Source organism: Flavobacterium erigeronis, from assembly GCF_054075165.1.
Map to the genome: position 1 here is coordinate 171,744 of NZ_JBSKGP010000002.1, position 17,248 is coordinate 188,991.

Genomic DNA, 17,248 nt, shown 5'->3' on the forward strand with positions numbered 1-17,248 from the left:
AAAAAACTTAAACTGGTTTAAGAAAGAAGCTTTTTGCGGATTTCGCTTAAATATTCGGGAGTGAATCCCAGGTAGGAAGCGATCAGGTATTGGGGAACACGCTGGATGAATTCGGGGTGGTTTCTGACAGCCTGAAAATAAAACTCTTCCTTAGAGAAAGAGAAAAGAAATTTGATGCGTTTCTGGGCCGCTGCATAAGCCCGCTGATAGACAAAACGGAAATAGCGCTCCATTACCGGAAACTCCTCCAGCAGCTTCTGCTGGTTCTCCGAAGTGATGTAAAGCAGCGTGGATTTCTCTACTGCCTGAATAAAAAATTCTGTCGCGAGCCGGTTCTCGTAGGCGAAGTTATCGGTAATCCACCAGGTTTCTATGGCAAATTCAGTGGTCTGCTCGGTGCCTTTCTCATTAATATAAAACTTTCTAAGCAGGCCTTCCAAAACAAAATAATGATGCCGGCAGATCTGTCCCTCCTTTAGCAGATTTTCTTTTTTACACGTTTCTTTTATGTTGAAGTATTTTTTGATCTGCTCAAAGTCATTGTCTGAGACCTGTGCGAACTTGGCTATATGGTTTTTGAGTATATTGTACATCCGGAGTAAATGACATATTGGTTTTGACTGTTTGGCCAGCTTTTTAATCCGAATGGTGCCGCTGGCGCGCTATCAGACAAATATAGCAATAAAAAGCATAGTAATGTTTCGATATTAAGTTTTACGCGGTATTTTATTACAGTGTCTTAAGTTAATTTTGAAGCTTAATGCACCGATACTGCATTTCAATTCAAATCAGTTTTTTATGAGAAATAAATCAGCATTTTGCCTCAGTCGCGCAACAAGTTCCGGATGAACTGAAAAAGTCGCTTACTGCATTTAGTGTTTGTCCTTAGCGGCTTTGTGAATTTGGTTTGGCTGTACCGCTCGGGGTTTCATTTAAAAAAGCAGTTAGTTTGTGTATTGTATTCAATTCTAAAAAAAAGACAGCCTTTACTTTCTGTGTTAAAACGGTCTACATTAAAACCCGTTTATGAACTATTTTAAAAAATAACTTATAATTTTTTTGGAAAAAAAAAATGAATTCTATTAGAAACTTATTTTCTCCAAATATAAAATAGCATAAAGCTGAATAAAGTTATTATACGATTCAAAATTAAATAGATCCATGGCGCTCATCTAGTTGGAATTATTAAGGTAAGCAATTCTGTTTAAATAAACTCACAAAAAAATGGGAACTTATCGAAGGAATAGCTTCGTACATTATGGGCTTTTGCGCGTGTGTCTAATTCCAGTGAAAAAAGATTGACAGCTGTTTTTGACTGTCCATATCCCTGTAAATGGTTTTCAAGCCAGAGATGTTGCATATTCTGTTTTTTGGTTTCAAATTATAATTTGAAACAACCTTTTTTCTATAAGAGAATTCTCTTTTAATATTTTGGAATTAATTTTAGATTCCGCTATTTCAACTTAGTATAATCATTTAACTTAAATCTACAGATATGAAAAGAGTACCAAAAACAACAGTCAGGTTTTTATCATTAATAAGTTTATTTGTTATGATGAAGACATATTCCCAAAAGATACAAACAGATAAAAATCAAAAGGAAGCAACTAATTTTACTCAGAAAGCTAATAATGATTTGTTATCCTACTTGCCATTTGCAGACAAAACTGATTATGAGAATGCAAAAAGAGGTCTGATCGCTACAATTCCGGGAGGAAATATAAAAGACGCGAAAGGAAATGTGGTCTACGATATGAAGCAGTATGATTTTATAAAAGGTACTGCGCCTGCAACCACAAACCCAAGTTTATGGCGACAAAGTGAGCTGAACAGTATAAATGGTCTATTTGAAGTAAAAAAAGGTTCGATTTATCAAATCAGAGGATTTGATTTGGCCAATATGACGTTAATCGCAGGTAAAACAGGATGGATTATAATCGATCCTCTTTTGTCTCCGGAAACCTCGAAAGCCGGATTAGCATTAGCCAATGAAAAGGTAGGAAAGAGACCGGTTGCGGCAGTTATCATTACACACAGCCATATTGATCACTTTGGAGGAATAAGAGGTGTTGTTGACGAAAAAGATGTGAAAAGCGGTAAAATTCCAATTTATGTTCCGGAAGGTTTTTTTGATCATTCTATCAGTGAGAATGTGATGGGAGGAAATACAATGGGAAGAAGAGCCTCTTATATGTACGGAAATTTACTTCCAAAAGATGCAAAAGGGACATTAGGAACAGGTTTAGGGCAAACCACTTCTACCGGATTGGCCGGGATTTTGGATGGTACGGTTAAAATCAGTAAACTCTCCGGTGAGCAAAAAACGGTTGATGGTTTAAAAGTAGAATTTATTTATACTCCTGAATCTGAGGCGCCTGCTGAAATGATGTTTTATTTTCCTGAACTAAAAGCATTCTGCCAGTCAGAAGATTTGACACATACGCTTCATAACCTATATACCTTAAGAGGGGCACAAGTACGTAACGGCCAGAAGTGGAGTGCTTATATTGATTTGGCACTTGCCAAATGGGGCGATGATGTAGAATTCTCTTTTGCTTCTCACCACTGGCCAACATGGGAGAATAAAAATATAAAACCATACTGGGAGAAACAACGTGATTTATATCGTTTTATTCATGACCAGACCTTAAGGCTGGCCAATGAAGGTTATACCCCAATTGAGATTGCCGAGATGCTGAAACTTCCTGAATCGTTAGATAAAGAATTTTACAGCCGAGGCTATTATGGAACTTTAAGCCATGATGTGCGCGCGCAGTATCAATTGTATTTTGGATGGTTTGATGGGAATCCTTCCAATTTAAATAAACTAACTCCTGTAGATGCCGGCAAAAAATATGTTGAGATTATAGGAGGAATTGATAATCTATTATCGAATGCAAAAAAATCATATGATAAAGGGGAGTACCGCTGGGTAGCTGAAGTTGTCAGCCATGCCGTTTTTGCAGATCCAAAAAATCAGGATGCCAGAAATCTTCTTGCAGACGCATACGAACAGCTTGGTTATGTGGCTGAATCAGGGCCCTGGAGAAACTTTTATCTGTCAGGGGCAGCAGAGTTACGAAATGGAGTTAGGGTGTTGCCCTCGCCGGATACTGCAGGTCCGGATATGGTTCGCGGTATGAGCACTGACTTATTCTTTAATTTCCTGGCCATGAAATTCAAAGGAACAGAAGCGGATGCCGCCGCCATGAAATACAATTTTAATATCGTACTTCCCGATGTAAATGAAAAAGTGGCTTTGATAATAGCAAATGGAGTTGTAAACCCCAGAATTGGCGGAAGCGTGAAAGACAATGTTACAGCGACAATTACAATTAACAGGAGCGATCTGAACAGAGTAAGTTTGAAAGAGGCCACTTTTGCTGATTTACTCAAATCAAAAGCAATCAAAATTGACGGGGATCAAAATGCGTTTACATCATTTTTAGGGAAAATAGACAGTTTTAATTTCTGGTTTAATATTGTTGAGCCTTAACATTATAGTGATGATTATCAAGAATCAGCCTGAAAGTGCTCAATGATGGATAACCGCCGGGAGCAATAAATGTTTGTTGAGATCACAGAGTATTTCAGCAGGTATCCTTAATTTATCAGCCGGCATCAGGCATGAAACTATAACTAAAAAATATTCTCACCACATTTTTAAAGAGAGCTTTTTTTATATAAAGGAATATAACTTTACCAAGGCAGTGCATAATTGGAATATATGGCTGCAGGAGATAAATCTGCAGCCATTCAAAAAAAAAATGCCGACAGCCTTTTGCAAGTCTGATATTACTTCCCCATGGCTGAGATTTCAGCTTATAGAGAAGTGAAAAACCTCTGCTTTCAAATATTGATTTTAACCTTTCTGCCGTATGCCGCATAAGAACGTGAAACTCTAAAAATGTACTTAACACTAAAATTTATGAATCAGATATCCAACACAAGATTTTTACTCTGTATTTTATTTTTCACTATTGCTACTCTTCATGCACAGGATGACGCTGCCGAATTGGCCAAGAAGCTTGCCAATCCGATTGCCAGTTTGATCAGCGTGCCTTTTCAGAACAACAGTGATTACGGCATTGGAGATTTAAAAGGAAGCCGCAATACGCTCAACTTTCAGCCGGTCATACCAATAAGCATAAACGAAAACTTAAATTTGATAGGAAGGGTTGTACTGCCTATAGTTACACAAAACAACATTACGGGAATCTCCGAAAAACAGAGCGGATTAAGCGATGCAGTGGCCAGCGCTTTTTTCAGCCCTAAAAATACTAAGAACGGCTTTACATGGGGAGCGGGACCCGCTTTTCTGATTCCTACCGGGACAGATGATCTGCTCACCGGTAAAAAGTTCGGCATAGGTCCGACTGCTGTGGCCTTAAAGCAGACCAACGGATGGACCATAGGTGCACTGGTGAATCAATTGTGGAGCGTAGCGGGAAGCGATGACCGTCCTGATGTAAGCCAAATGTTTGTGCAGCCTTTTATAACCCACAACTGGAAAAGCGGAGCCGGCATAGGGGTTGTAGGCGAATGGACACAGAATTGGGAAGCCCGAACCACATCAGTATGGCTGATTCCCAATGTCAGCGGGGTGACAAGCATCGGCAAGCAAAAAATTTCGCTGGCTATCGGGCCCCGTGTGCATCTTATTGCCCCAGAAAGCATGAGAGCGGATTGGGGATGGAGGGCTATGGTTATTTTTCTTTTTCCTAAGTAGTTTATTTGCAGGAATAATGAAGCGGTATCTTCTGCTTCTATGCCAGCTGCAAATATCTGCCGTAACCTTAATCTTTATCTTTTTAGAATTTACTTTTAAAACCGGAATCTGTTGTTGTCTGTGCTGAAATTTTTGTGACTTCTCTAAAACGGGGACTAAGTTTTTTTTTCTGTTATGAGCTATTTTCTATTGTGCCATTATGCTGAGATGTATTTACCTTTCTTTCTTTTATTTTGTGGCCTCCCTTTCTTCGACCCAGACCGATGAATTGAACCAGTTCTGGAATCAGTATGATTTTGCAAGGGATATAAGCCAGAATTGGGTGCTGCAGGCCGATGCAGGATTTGTGTCAAGCAGCACGCCGGATGGCTCCAATATGTTTCACGGCATAACCCAGTTTTATGTTAGGGGATGGATCCATTATTACCGATTTGAAAAATGGAAATTTTCTGCTTTTATTTCTAATTACTCAAATAAAAACGTTCCCGAATTAAATCAAAAAAAATCACGGGAATTCAGATCTGCCCTGCAGGCAACTTATAGTGCATTTCAGTCTCCGGCCCTTAAAATGAACTTGCGGGCAAGGTTCGAGGACAGGCACATGGAGACCGATGAAAATTATATGGAAGCTGTGCAGCGCCTGCGGCTCCAAATCAAGGCCGTATGCCCGCTTTCTGCTTTTGGCTTAAAGTTTAAGAAAATATATGTTTTCGCTTCCGATGAACTCTTTTTTAAAACGAAAAGCCAGGTAAGCGGTCCGGAGGTATTTGACCGCAACCGTGCCATGCTGGGTTGCGGCATTGCATTTTCAGATGATCTTAAAGTTGAAGCGGCCTATGCCAATGAAATCATGCCACGGAGCGGAACAGACAAATTAGTAAATGCTTTTCAAATCAAAGGTGTTTTTAACAACGCATTTTCCCACTTATCAAAACCATTTAAACGAAAAAAGAATCAGGTTGATCAAGGTGAAGGTGATTTGTAGTTTTATGGGCTGCAATAGATTTAATATTAGAAAATCAGTTCCCAAATGGCCGCTTTCGTTTTTCACTGCAGAGCATGCCGCTCGGGGGCATTAGATAAGAATTATGGGATATGAAAAGTTAACATCAATAGAAAAGAAATTTTATTTAGCAGAAATAGAAAGGGTTCTGGTCTGCAATAAGCTCTTTCTGAAAAAAGAGTTTTCTCTGCCCGATCTTGCAAAAGAAACGGGAATTCAGCTTCATGCTATTTCTTATCTGATCAATATGGAAATCAATCATCATTTTACCGATTATATCAATTTGAAGAGGATCGATTATTTTAAAGGAAAAATTAACGATGCTGACTGGAAGGAGCTAACGGCCGAAAAAATGATCCTGGCTTCTGGCTTTAAATCCAGGACTACGGGGTACAGGGCTTTTAAAAAACACGTAGGTATGGCACCGTCAGTATATTTAAAACTGTACAAAGTGCACAGCGCAAGGCCATATTGAAACAAAAATATAGTTTAGGTAATCAGAGGCAAATCAGATTTTAATTTTAAATTTTTTCAAATGCAGAAGGCAGGATTCATTCAAACATTAATTTTAATTTTCAGTTCAGCACTTTCTTTAGGTTCTAAATGTTTTTCACAGCAAACCCAAGAGTCATTTGATCCCCATCAGCTCTCCATTGTCCTTAGTCATGCCCATGTCTTTGAGGGAAGAGACGATGACGGAAATAGGGAAGTGCTGTCATTGCCCTCATGGGGAATTGACTACACCTATCATTTTGACAAGAGATGGGCTGCGGGTCTTCATACTGATTTTATTATCGAGAAATTTACAGTGGAAAAAAATCAGTCAGGCGGCCGGGAGAAAAAAACAATTGAACGCAGCTATCCGATTGCCCCGGCCATTATGGGCATTTATAAGCTTAACGTCCATTGGAGCTTTTTACTTGGAATGGGCGGCGAATTTGCCAAAGAAGAGGACTTCCTATTGACCAGAGCTGGTATTGAATACGGGTATGAACTGCCAGAAGGATGGGAACTTTTAGGCAGTTTTGGTTACGATTTTAAATGGGATGCTTATGATACCTGGACTATCGGTATTGGCATAGGAAAACGTTTTTAATATTGCTAAGATTTATAAAGGGCATCTAATTAAGAATCTTGATTATTAAAAGGTTATTTGTCTGATAATGGCGATTGCAATTGTCTGCCAATCAATTATGCTCTTTTGGCTTATTATCTGATTTTGCAAATCCCGTTCCCGTCGAATAATTCGGTTAGCAATTCAAAAGGGTGATATTGAGGTTTGTAGATTGTTTTTTAGGGTTTTATTGAATGATTTTAATTAAATTTGGAGATAACATTAAATCTTAAAATAGGAGAAAGATTACTCTATCAGTTTTTGCAGTATCATGTTTTGCAGGTGCATTTGCGCAGGCCAGAAAAGAATTGAATTTGGACTTGTAGGCATCAATTATAAAATACCGGTCCATAGGGATTTAACCATTGCGCCCGGAGTAGGAACCACTCTTGATCTTGACTGGCTAAATGCTGGGGTGAAGGGAAATTATTATTTTGATCATGTATTTGGCATTACAGATGATGCCTGGGATGTATACGGCGGCGGTAATGTCGGATATTCGTTCGATTTAAGGCATAACCATGACAATAACGGCCATGATGGAAGCGATTTTAATGTAGGCCTGCAGATAGGGGGAAGGTGGTTTTGGAACGAAAAATGGGGCGTTTACGTAGAAATTGGCGGAGGGAATGTTTCTGGATTTTCTCCTGGAGCCGGACTTACCTTGAAATTGTAGTTATTTAAGCTTCTGTCAATATGCCTTATACTTTACTTGAATGGATTTCTAGGTTTTGGCTTTTCAATAGCAGTTATCTAACCTCTAAAACAGCCTTCAGGCTGTTTTCTTTTGAATTTTGGCTTCTATTTTTAATATATTCGCTTATAAATAAATATATTTGCCTGATAGTAAATGTTTTAAATCAATTTTATGAAAAAAGGCAAAAACAAAATATCTTACCCGGCAATCCTTGCGATTGCAGTGCTAGTGGTTGGCTTTAGCGGCTGCAGCGCGCATATCCATACAGCATCCTCCGGTAAAGTTCCTCCGGGGCAGGCAAAAAAAATAACTGGCGATAAAAGCGCTAAAGCTTATGCTCCGGGACAGCAGAAAAAAAACTAGCGTCAGGAAACTTTCACCCAGCCATTTGCCATCTTGTCTGAATGGGCTTGCGATTCATATTTAATTCATGGGTAGAGCTCGCCTTCAGCATAAGAAGCTTATTTTAATATAGTGTTTTCGTACGGTTTTTTGATGCATGCATTCACTATGCATATATTATGGCCTATTTTTATATTCTTTACTGTTAAGGAAGATAGGCGTTTTATAATTGATAGAATCAAGAAATAATGCTGCTGTTTCTGCCGCTGCGGGACAGTTCGTGCTGTAGTATAGCGTACAATTTGCGCCGCTGCATGCAGATTTTGTCAAACTGCTGTAAATTTGAACCACATCCGCATCTCTTAGCGCTTTGTAAAGCAATAACGGTAAGGGCAGTTTTTTTTCATTTGCCCGAATCCTAATATCGCGCTTCTGAAAATAATACTGGTGAAAAAATACCATTTTTCCTGCGAGGCAGGGCAGAGATGCGCTAAGCAGATAACTCTTTTCTTTGGGAGAAAATATGAATAATATATCGGCTGATGCAGCAAGTTCGAGCGGGACTGCGTGGGCCTTTTTTCCTATTTTTCCAACAGTTGCATTGCAGATGTGAATACATTCGATAGAGCCGACCAAAATATCATAACCTGCATCGGCACATCTCTGCGCAAAATCTAGACTGAATATCCCTAAACCTATTATGCCTACGATAGGCTTTTTATCCACTGAAAGCATTAAGTATTGTTTTTAATTAAAATTTGCATTATCGCAATATCCAAAGTTATAAAAAGCAAATAAACGTAAATAGCATTTAAATTACTTTTGCATGAATATTACTTTTATATACGGTTTGATTGCCATGCTGCTAGCAAAAGGCGAACAAAATTGTTTTTTTTCTTAGTGAAATATCTGGAGAATAAAATGGGAATTAATCAGTTTTATTCTCCTTTTTACGGGAAAAGAATCTTTCTCTAGTCTTGTATTTTTTGAAAGATACGCCGGTGAGGGCGGGCACTGCTTTGGCCGCCCTTTTAACCCGTTTTGAATTGAAAATTTATCTTTTCTATTTGCGCTTTTGAAATCCGTCTGGAGCAGCTGTTCCAGCAGATCAAAAAAAGAAAGCGGATGCGCAACATTCAATGCAAGGGGAATCGTCCGCAGCTGCTGCCTTGCAGTTGGATTCCAATAAAAAATTAGCTATTTTTATGCCTATAACTTAAAAGCCGGATGTTATGGATAGAGATTATCAGAACCCAAATATCTTTGAAGCGGATTATGCATGCAGGATCCAGACTTTTGAGCAGTATCTGGAAAACCCGCTGGCATCGCAGGAGCATTATGCGCACTATAAAGCCGGACTTGTGCCCAGCATCTTTTACGGGCATAATCTGGAGGCAGTTTTGGAGCTGTTGCGGAAGGAGTTTGACGAGATACTGGCCGGACTCGACCGGTATGAAGATAGCCGCAATGATCTTCCCATGCTCAAATCGTTTGCGAATACGGAAAGGTGCCTGCGAAAAGTCCTTGATGCCAGCCAGCTTCAGGATTATGCGGACCTATTGGAATGGTCATTCGGACATCAGAGGTCAGATGCGAAAGCCGCTGCAGTCAGCAGGTTTTTCCTTCCCACCGCGATACTGGACAGCTATATCTTCCATGTGGAGAAAATATATGGAAAAGGCATTCTTGACTGAGCATCCATCAGCGGAAGTAATTTTTATGCACTATATATTCTGCGAGCACATAAAGGAGCTTGGTAGGGATGAGCCTAAATTTGTTAGCCCATGATTTTGCTGGATTTCTGTTTTGTACGTATAGCTTGCGCCATGATTCTGCCACAAAACTTGAATTGCAAAATTTAAACATATTTAGAAGTGCTGGTTTGCAGCGGGAATGGGACTCGAACCTCTCAGCAAAATAAAATGACTAAAATAAAAACAGTGTAATACAGTTTCAAACCTAACTTGTTAGCTATTCAATTCAGTGGATTTCTGTTTTTCAAAAACTCAATGTGCTTAGATTATGCCAGAAATCTTTATTGCTATTTGTATAGTAGTTCTTGATTTAATACAGTTTCGAACCTAATTTCGTCAGCAATTGATTTTATTGGATTTAGAATTTTCCAAAAGCCAATGTGCCACGATTCTGCCACAAAACTTTGAGAGGAGAAAATCTTAAAATTCACCTTAGTTATTTGTTTGAAAAAGGTCCACCCCAAATTGAAATGGACCAAGATTTTACAATGAAACTGAAATAAATGTTCAGTGCTGAAAAAAAAATCTGACAATGTGGGAAACCGTAAGGATATCTGATTTAATAAAAATACTTTTGATTAAACTGATTCAATTCTTAATAGAAAGAACTAAGTGCACGTAGTTAAAAACTGATAGAATTGAGCAATTTTAATGTCATCAAAATTAATAATAACCTTTAACAAAATTAACAATGAAAAAATTAGAATTAAAAAATTTGACAGTAAAGAAATTGAATAAGGAAGAATTGGCTACAGTAAAAGGAGGAAATATACCTGCGCAGACATCTGGTCAATGTAATCAAGATTCTGTGTGGCCAGTAAAATGTACATCAAGAGCATGGAATTGTACTACTAACTAATTATTTCAGAATACTTTGTTTATTCACTATTGTTAAATAAACAATTGTATTAGATAAGAGTAATTTTCATAATTAAATGGAAATTGCTCTTTCTTATATATATAAATATTTATAAAAAAGATAAATAAAATTGCTTGTAGAGTTTTATGATATGGATGAAATATTTTTAAAGATAGAGCAAAAAATTTGGGAGAGTTTTCATGACGAAGGAAAAATAGGTTTAATGGATGGTCTTTCGGGAATAGCTCTTTTTTATAATAGTCTATTTGAAGTTTTTGGAAATGAAGAGCATCATGATAAGCTTTTAAGTATTGTCGAAAAAATTAATAACCTCATTCAAGAGGAGAATACTTCAATGACTCTCTGTAGCGGAATAGCAGGATATGGCATAATGCTTTTAAGAATAAAAAATAATATTATCAATGTCGATAAAGAATATTTTGAAGCTATAGATTTATTGTTGCAAGAAGAACTTAATGAGCAAACAGTAGATAATAATTATGATTATTTACATGGTTCAATGGGGATTGCAAAATATTTTATAGAGCGTTACAAATCGACAAAGGATTCTCTAGCACTTGAAATCTTGAGCAAATTTACAAAAGAACTTATAGAAAAAATTAATTATAGTTTTGATGATGTAGTAGTTCAGTCCGTTTTTTCAAACAAGCATTGCTATTATTTTGGTTTGGCACACGGTGCAGCAGGGTATATAAATTTTTTAATTGATTTAAAAAGAAATGTTCCTGAAATAGAGGACGACATCGAAATACCATTAAAAGCTATAAAAGTTTTTTTAAACAATTATAAAAGGACAAATGGCTCAAAACAATTTTACCCGAATTTAATTATTTTAGAAGATAATTCACAGTTTGATCCATTGATTAGCTGGTGTCAGGGAGATTTGGGTATTTCTAATGCATTATTTAATTTAGGATTATATCTTAATGAAAATTCTATTTCTGAGGAAGCGCTAGAATTAATTAGAAATTTAGAAGATATTTCACTAATTGATTCTGGTGTAAAAGATTATACGATGTGCCACGGTTCGATCGGAATTATCCTTCAATATGATCTGATCTCTCAAGTTTCTGATACCGATTTCAATTATTCAATAAATAAATGGAGAAACATTCTATCTATTCAAACAAACGATTTTAATGAATTTTTAACCTATCATAATGGTTCATACGTGAAAGAAACTAATCTAATAACGGGCTTGGCAGGTGTAGGTATGGGAGAGCTTACCTTAAAAAAACACATTTCATCCCAATGGCTAAATATATTTAATTTACATTAATGTCAATTATTCCCTGATTAAAAAACAAAGTAAACCTACGTAAAGAATGATTTTTTTTGATAATATAGTAAAAAGAGTTGCAAATTTTTCAGTCCAATCTCATAATGAAAATAGAAAAAATAGAGTTGATTTTTTTAAGAATAATCAATTATTCAGACTTTCGATTTTAATTTCTTCAAGATCTTTATATGAAGATGTCAATAAAAGTAAGGATACAAAAGTTAAGAAATCTCTATCTAAATATTTTATCAGGGCACATTTTAATCCCACTCCATTTGGAGTATTTAATAGTGTTGGCGTGCTGAATTGGGGTAGCTCCACTTCGATAAAAAAACAAGAAGCATTGGCATTATCTGTTAAATATGACAGCCTGTTCTTATCAGGTCATATCCATTCAGATTCTGCGGCAGATTGGTTAAATAAAAGTTATTGTTTAAACCCTTCAATACATTTTTTAAATAGTACGAGAATTAGCTTTTATAAATCGGATGTTGAAAAGGGGGACAAAGTAGAGCTAAAATATGTGGAAATTGATTATGACGATAATTTAGAATGGGTAGTAAATAGATTTAAAAAAGCCGTTTTGCTTGAAGAGATACTAAACGAGATAATTTTAGATGGCTTTCAGAGAGATGAGGTAGAGCATTATTTAAAAAACATTATTGACTGCGGATTAATCATTGAATGTTTTCTTTTTTCTCCCTATGCAGAAAAATTATCAAAACCTAATTTCTATTTGCCTTCAGACCTTATAAAAAAAGATTTTCATCTATTGCACAATACAAGCGAAATTAATGATTTTTCGAAACAATATCTACTTGAGCAAGATGCTTTTTTCAAATCTAACAATTCAGGTGTAAAATATTCTCATGCGGTTAATTCATTTGATAGGGAGTTGGGGACGTTAGATTTTCATTTTAAAGAAAAAATTAAGCGTTATATTGATTTTGCTATTCAGTATAACTCGCACTCCACGCACAGGAATGATTTGCTAAACAAATTTAGCAGCAAAATTTCTGAACGTTACAATGATGGATTTATAGCGATGAGTAAGATATTTAATCCATATTCAGGTTTAGATTATACCTCTTTAGCTACACAATATGAGTTAAAATTAGATAGAAAAGTACTAGGGAAAATATTGGCTGAAACCGAAAACAATATCTATATGGATCTGCCTATTGATCCCAATATCGGAAAAAAGACGACCAAACTTCCCGCTAGCTTTAGTATTATGGCTGAAATACTAGTTTGTAAAAAGACGAATAAAGAAATTTTATATATTAAGTCATTAGGTTCTACTTCAGCTTTGAATTTAGTGGCTCGTTTTAGTGACATAACAAATGATCTGTGTCAAGAAATTGTTAGTTTTGAGAAAGAAATCAATGAAGGGAAGATAGTAGCTGACATCAATTGCATAGGTACATTTAGAAGTATAAATGTTTCGGCTAAAAAGCAATTTTATGACTTTTCAATACCTATTAACACGTCTGTTAATGAGGTAAATTCTATTTTAATGTCTGATATTTTTCTCCATTTAAATGGAGGAGAAATGCGACTCGTATCTAAAAAGTATAAAAAACAGATTCTGCCAAAAATTACTTCCTCACTAAATCCTAATCTATCTGATTCTGAAGTATATAAATTTTTATATGATTTCGAATTTTATAACCAGGAAATTTATGGGATTAATTTTGATTTTAATTCGTATAGTTATTTTAAACCTTTTGTTCCAAGAATCTATCTTGAAAAGGATGTGTTGCTTTATCCGGCACAACTTTTATTGGTAGATAGAGATTATACTTTTGAGGAGTTTAAAATTTATTTTTCAGAAAATATCAAGGATTATAAATTCTCAACACTAATTAATTTATCTGAAGGCAGTGGTCAACTTGTGCTTGATACAGAAAATGAAGATGACATTAAAATCATTTTTGAAAAAGTCAAGGAGAAGAACTTTATTTATATAGCTGAATCCTTATATGATTCTTTTTATCCGGAAATTAGAGATAAGGCAGATTCAAATTATGCACATGAATTAGTTATAAGCGTTAAAAACAATGAATATTTTAGAAGCGACATTTCGTATGAAAGTATTGAGGAATTGTCCAACTGTGACCAAACAATTCCCATAGTTTCAGATTGGCTTTATTTGGAGTTATTTACAAATTCGTATTCTAGTAAAGATATTTTAAAATACGTTAGTAATAATATTCTAATAAATAAAGAAATATATTTATTCTTTTTTGTTAATTACCATAATCCTGATAGATGTATCAGATTAAGATTCAAAACTAATTCGCAAAAATGTAAAGAAGATATAATTAATAAAATTCACCATCTTAAAAATATAAATCTTATAAGTAATTATCATATAAAATTATATGATCAGGAAATTCAGAGATATGGTGGGATTAAATTAATGGAATTAGCCGAAACAATCTTTTCACTGGATAGCAAAAATGCTATAATGATGCTAACTGAAGGAGAATTATCGGATGAAGATGTTAAAATAGGGGCTATACTTAAAATAAAAAGTTACCTTGAACTATTTGATTTTTCAATAGATGAGATGATTGAATATTGCGAGCAATCAATTAAATTTTTCGAAAATGAATTTGATTTAACAGCAGATTTAAGAAAATCACTGAATAAAGATTTTTTAAATTTAAAATCTCAAATAAATAATTTTGCTTTCAATAGCTATTTGAGTAGCGATTGCATAAAAAGAAATATCGAAACAGAATTAGAAATTAAAAAATCGTACAGGCAGCGTTACGTTTCAATTTTGATACATATGAGTATGAACAGACATTTTGAAGATAATCATAGATTTAATGAATTTAAAACCTATTATTTAGCTAAAGCCTATTTAAACCAAATTAAATTTACAAAAACCGCATGATGAAGAAAATATTATTTATAGCATGTGTTTTCTTTTTCCAATTTGGATATTCTCAAGATAAAGTTAGTGAGGTTGAAAAGTTAGCATTAACAGCAAAGGTTTGGGGTTTTTTAAAATACTATCATCCAAATGTTGCAGACGGAAGCAAAAATTGGGATAAAGAATTGTTACAGATTCTACCTCAAATTGAAAAGGTGCAGACAGCAAATCAATTCTCAAAAATCATTGAAGATTTGGTAGACTCATTGGGAACAGTAAGAGAAGAAAATATTATTTTTTTGAAAGATGTTGACTATTTTGACAAAAATTTTGATCTGTCTTGGATAAGTGAAAATAAGATCTTCTCGAACGATCTTTCCCGTAAGCTTAAGTTTATAGAGAAGAACAGGTATCAAGGCAAGCCCTTTTATGTTGGTCAAACGGAAGCAGGCAACGTATTTTTAATGAATGAAGATATTTCCGGCTTTAACTGGCAGAAGCAAGATCTGCGTCTTTTAGCACTTTTTAGATATTGGAATGTCATCGAGTATTTTTACCCATATAAATATTTGATGGATAATAATTGGAGTAAAACATTAGAACAGATGCTGCCTAATTTTTTAAACTTTAAAAATGAAGACGATTTCAAAATAGCAATGCTGAAATTAGTTGTTAGGATTAATGATACCCATTCAAGTTTTTATTTCACATTATCTAAAAACAGCGGAAAAATTAGAAAATTTCTGCCTATGAAGTGTATAATTTTGGATAAGAAAATGGTGGTAACTGAGATTTTAAGTGATACTTTGGCTAAACATTATGATATTAAGATTGGAGATGTTATAACCAAAGTAGATAATAAAACTATCTCGCAAATAATGGAAAATGAAAGAGATTATATAAGTGCTTCTAACGAGTCTGCATATCTTCGAAATCTAGTTTCAGAAATTTCTTCTAGTTATAATGATTTTATGGATTTAGAAATCTCACGTAACAAAATTATAACTAATAAAAGGATTGAATGTTCTGATTATAATTTATCACATAGTAACGAATTTAAAAAATCAAAAAGCGAAAAATATTATTTATTAGAAGATAATATTGGTTACGTAAATATGAGCAAGCTTAAGATTTCTGATGTTGCCGATATGTTCGCTAAATTTAGAGGCACACAGGCTATAATTTTAGATTCTAGAAACTATCCTAAAGGAGCAAATTTTGAAATTTCAAATTTTCTAAATTCCACATCCAAAGCTTTTGCGAAATATACTATTCCCGAGCTTAGCTATCCTGGTAAGTTTTACTGGCAGAAAGAACTGCATTTTTGTGGTGCCCAAAATAAAGATAACTATAAAGGAAAAGTAATTGTACTGGTCAACGAAAACTCAGTAAGCCAATCTGAATGGGCTACAATGTGTTTTCAAACGGCAGATGATGCCACCGTAATTGGAAGTCAGACGTCAGGTGCAGATGGTAATACGAGCCATATTGATTTTGTTAAAGATTACGATGCTCCTTTTTCAGGAATTGGCGTTTACTATCCAGATGGGAGAGAAACTCAAAGGATTGGAATTGTTCCTGATATTAAAGTTGAGCGTACAGTTTTGGGTATTCAAAATGGTAAGGATGAAATTTTAGACCGTGCCATTCTTTTTATTAAGGATAAAAAATGATGATAAATTGATTACAGAATGTCTTTATGTTATGACCACATAATGTACCGCACTAAATTTATAGCGAAATGGTTGAGTTTATAAATTTACATGCTGATTCTGTCGCATCAGTTGCATAACCATTATCTTTAGGCCTTGAAATATATTAAATGAATACCAAAGGTCATTGTTATCCCAACGCTATTATTTTGCAGACCGTTTATCTCAAATTGGGTAATGTTGTGGATTAGGTGTTTTTATAGTTTAAACGATTGACTGACTGAAAAAGAAGATTAAATTTTAATTATTGAATAGATAAAGAGACGTTCAGCAGATCGTCTCTTTCATTTTTGTCTTTTAATGCGCTTTAAAATGCTTTTGCCTTTCCTTAGCGTTTCAATTCGGGTCATGAAAATAAGATGTAATTTCTGCAATGGGAAATGCATAAAAAATGGATTTCAATCTAACGGAAATAAACGTTGCAAATGTTGCGTTTTGAATGGTGATGGGCGATAGGGCTGGAACGTCACTTTATTTAAAGAGCAGATTATTAAATTCTCTTTTAAGCTTTAGTTAGTTAGTTAGTTAGTTAGTTAGTTAGTTAGTTAGTTAGTTAGTTAGTTAGTTAGTTAGTTAGTTAGTTAGTTAGTTAGTTAGTTAGTTAGTTAGTTAGTTAGTTAGTCGTATTTCTTTTTATTCGTATACACAGTTTCGAGCCTAAGTTCGTTAGGGATTGATTTTGCTGAATTTTTGTTTTTCAAAAACGCATTTTGCCACGATTCTGTCACAAAATTTGAATTGCTAAATATTTATAAAAAACTGCTCTAATTTTTGCAGCCCAAAAAATAGCAGCTCCGCTTTTAAACAGGAAAATAAATGACGCTTTTCTGATTTCTATTTCTTTTGGGGATATA

14 protein-coding genes and 1 pseudogene are annotated in these 17,248 nt (G+C 34.9%); 13 read left to right on the forward strand and 2 right to left on the reverse strand.

The annotated features are described in order from the left end of the window. Positions 1-17: 17 nt before the first annotated feature. Positions 18-593, reverse strand: coding sequence for a Crp/Fnr family transcriptional regulator (locus ACWA1F_RS04780; protein ID WP_091490924.1), 576 nt, complete (start codon positions 591-593; stop codon positions 18-20). Positions 594-1,495: 902 nt separating this feature from the next. On the opposite strand from ACWA1F_RS04780, the gene ACWA1F_RS04785 reads away from it, so the two are divergent. The 7 genes from ACWA1F_RS04785 (at position 1,496) to ACWA1F_RS04815 (ending at position 7,906) form a co-directional block, all read left to right on the forward strand. After that, the gene (locus ACWA1F_RS04785; RefSeq protein ID WP_456892002.1) at positions 1,496-3,496 is read left to right on the forward strand and encodes an alkyl/aryl-sulfatase; all 2,001 of its coding nucleotides are present in this window, start codon (positions 1,496-1,498) and stop codon (positions 3,494-3,496) included. Between the two features lie 432 nt (positions 3,497-3,928). Next, positions 3,929-4,729, forward strand: coding sequence for a hypothetical protein (locus ACWA1F_RS04790; protein WP_456892004.1), 801 nt, complete (start codon positions 3,929-3,931; stop codon positions 4,727-4,729). 199 nt (positions 4,730-4,928) lie between these two features. After that, positions 4,929-5,714 carry a DUF2490 domain-containing protein gene (locus ACWA1F_RS04795; protein ID WP_456892006.1) on the forward strand — a complete coding sequence of 262 codons (786 nt, stop codon included), beginning with the start codon at positions 4,929-4,931 and terminating at the stop codon, positions 5,712-5,714. 103 nt (positions 5,715-5,817) lie between these two features. Then, entirely contained in the window at positions 5,818-6,207 is a 390-nt protein-coding gene (locus tag ACWA1F_RS04800) for a helix-turn-helix domain-containing protein (protein WP_456892008.1), read from the forward strand. 60 nt (positions 6,208-6,267) lie between these two features. Then, entirely contained in the window at positions 6,268-6,828 is a 561-nt protein-coding gene (locus ACWA1F_RS04805; protein WP_456892010.1) for a hypothetical protein, read from the forward strand. Positions 6,829-7,117: 289 nt separating this feature from the next. Next, positions 7,118-7,522 carry a hypothetical protein gene (locus tag ACWA1F_RS04810; RefSeq protein WP_456892012.1) on the forward strand — a complete coding sequence of 135 codons (405 nt, stop codon included), beginning with the start codon at positions 7,118-7,120 and terminating at the stop codon, positions 7,520-7,522. Positions 7,523-7,714: 192 nt separating this feature from the next. Further along, positions 7,715-7,906 (forward strand): hypothetical protein, encoded by a 192-nt coding sequence (locus tag ACWA1F_RS04815; protein WP_091490842.1) that lies wholly within the window; start codon positions 7,715-7,717, stop codon positions 7,904-7,906. A gap of 156 nt (positions 7,907-8,062) precedes the next feature. Here the strand turns inward: ACWA1F_RS04815 and ACWA1F_RS04820 are convergent, their stop codons facing one another. Beyond that, complete coding sequence (locus tag ACWA1F_RS04820; protein WP_456892014.1) at positions 8,063-8,620, reverse strand: Rossmann-fold NAD(P)-binding domain-containing protein; 558 nt, start codon at positions 8,618-8,620, stop codon at positions 8,063-8,065. 497 nt (positions 8,621-9,117) lie between these two features. Here ACWA1F_RS04820 and ACWA1F_RS04825 point away from each other — a divergent pair, with 497 nt between their 5' ends. From ACWA1F_RS04825 to ACWA1F_RS04850, 6 genes and pseudogenes are all read left to right on the forward strand, one after another. Beyond that, positions 9,118-9,579 (forward strand): hypothetical protein, encoded by a 462-nt coding sequence (locus ACWA1F_RS04825; RefSeq protein WP_456892016.1) that lies wholly within the window; start codon positions 9,118-9,120, stop codon positions 9,577-9,579. 751 nt (positions 9,580-10,330) lie between these two features. Further along, entirely contained in the window at positions 10,331-10,498 is a 168-nt protein-coding gene (locus tag ACWA1F_RS04830) for a TIGR04149 family rSAM-modified RiPP (RefSeq protein ID WP_320492508.1), read from the forward strand. A 130-nt stretch (positions 10,499-10,628) separates the two neighbouring features. Beyond that, on the forward strand, positions 10,629-11,798 hold the full coding sequence (locus ACWA1F_RS04835) for a lanthionine synthetase LanC family protein (protein ID WP_456892018.1): 1,170 nt from the start codon (positions 10,629-10,631) through the stop codon (positions 11,796-11,798). A 46-nt stretch (positions 11,799-11,844) separates the two neighbouring features. Then, positions 11,845-14,703 carry a lantibiotic dehydratase gene (locus ACWA1F_RS04840; RefSeq protein WP_456892020.1) on the forward strand — a complete coding sequence of 953 codons (2,859 nt, stop codon included), beginning with the start codon at positions 11,845-11,847 and terminating at the stop codon, positions 14,701-14,703. After that, positions 14,700-16,355 (forward strand): S41 family peptidase, encoded by a 1,656-nt coding sequence (locus tag ACWA1F_RS04845; RefSeq protein WP_456892022.1) that lies wholly within the window; start codon positions 14,700-14,702, stop codon positions 16,353-16,355. The genes ACWA1F_RS04840 and ACWA1F_RS04845 overlap by 4 nt, the downstream gene beginning before the upstream one ends. A 387-nt stretch (positions 16,356-16,742) precedes the next feature. Then, a pseudogene (locus tag ACWA1F_RS04850) lies at positions 16,743-16,826 on the forward strand (IS1 family transposase); the annotation flags it as partial. Positions 16,827-17,248 lie beyond the last annotated feature (422 nt).

Bases quoted from the DNA above. Each gene is read 5' to 3' on its own strand.
- ACWA1F_RS04780 (WP_091490924.1), bottom strand. From the start codon at position 593: ATGTACAATATACTCAAAAACCATATAGCCAAGTTCGCACAGGTCTCA.
- ACWA1F_RS04785 (WP_456892002.1), top strand. From the start codon at position 1,496: ATGAAAAGAGTACCAAAAACAACAGTCAGGTTTTTATCATTAATAAGT.
- ACWA1F_RS04790 (WP_456892004.1), top strand. From the start codon at position 3,929: ATGAATCAGATATCCAACACAAGATTTTTACTCTGTATTTTATTTTTC.
- ACWA1F_RS04795 (WP_456892006.1), top strand. From the start codon at position 4,929: ATGCTGAGATGTATTTACCTTTCTTTCTTTTATTTTGTGGCCTCCCTT.
- ACWA1F_RS04800 (WP_456892008.1), top strand. From the start codon at position 5,818: ATGGGATATGAAAAGTTAACATCAATAGAAAAGAAATTTTATTTAGCA.
- ACWA1F_RS04805 (WP_456892010.1), top strand. From the start codon at position 6,268: ATGCAGAAGGCAGGATTCATTCAAACATTAATTTTAATTTTCAGTTCA.
- ACWA1F_RS04810 (WP_456892012.1), top strand. From the start codon at position 7,118: ATGTTTTGCAGGTGCATTTGCGCAGGCCAGAAAAGAATTGAATTTGGA.
- ACWA1F_RS04815 (WP_091490842.1), top strand. From the start codon at position 7,715: ATGAAAAAAGGCAAAAACAAAATATCTTACCCGGCAATCCTTGCGATT.
- ACWA1F_RS04820 (WP_456892014.1), bottom strand. From the start codon at position 8,620: ATGCTTTCAGTGGATAAAAAGCCTATCGTAGGCATAATAGGTTTAGGG.
- ACWA1F_RS04825 (WP_456892016.1), top strand. From the start codon at position 9,118: ATGGATAGAGATTATCAGAACCCAAATATCTTTGAAGCGGATTATGCA.
- ACWA1F_RS04830 (WP_320492508.1), top strand. From the start codon at position 10,331: ATGAAAAAATTAGAATTAAAAAATTTGACAGTAAAGAAATTGAATAAG.
- ACWA1F_RS04840 (WP_456892020.1), top strand. From the start codon at position 11,845: ATGATTTTTTTTGATAATATAGTAAAAAGAGTTGCAAATTTTTCAGTC.
- ACWA1F_RS04845 (WP_456892022.1), top strand. From the start codon at position 14,700: ATGATGAAGAAAATATTATTTATAGCATGTGTTTTCTTTTTCCAATTT.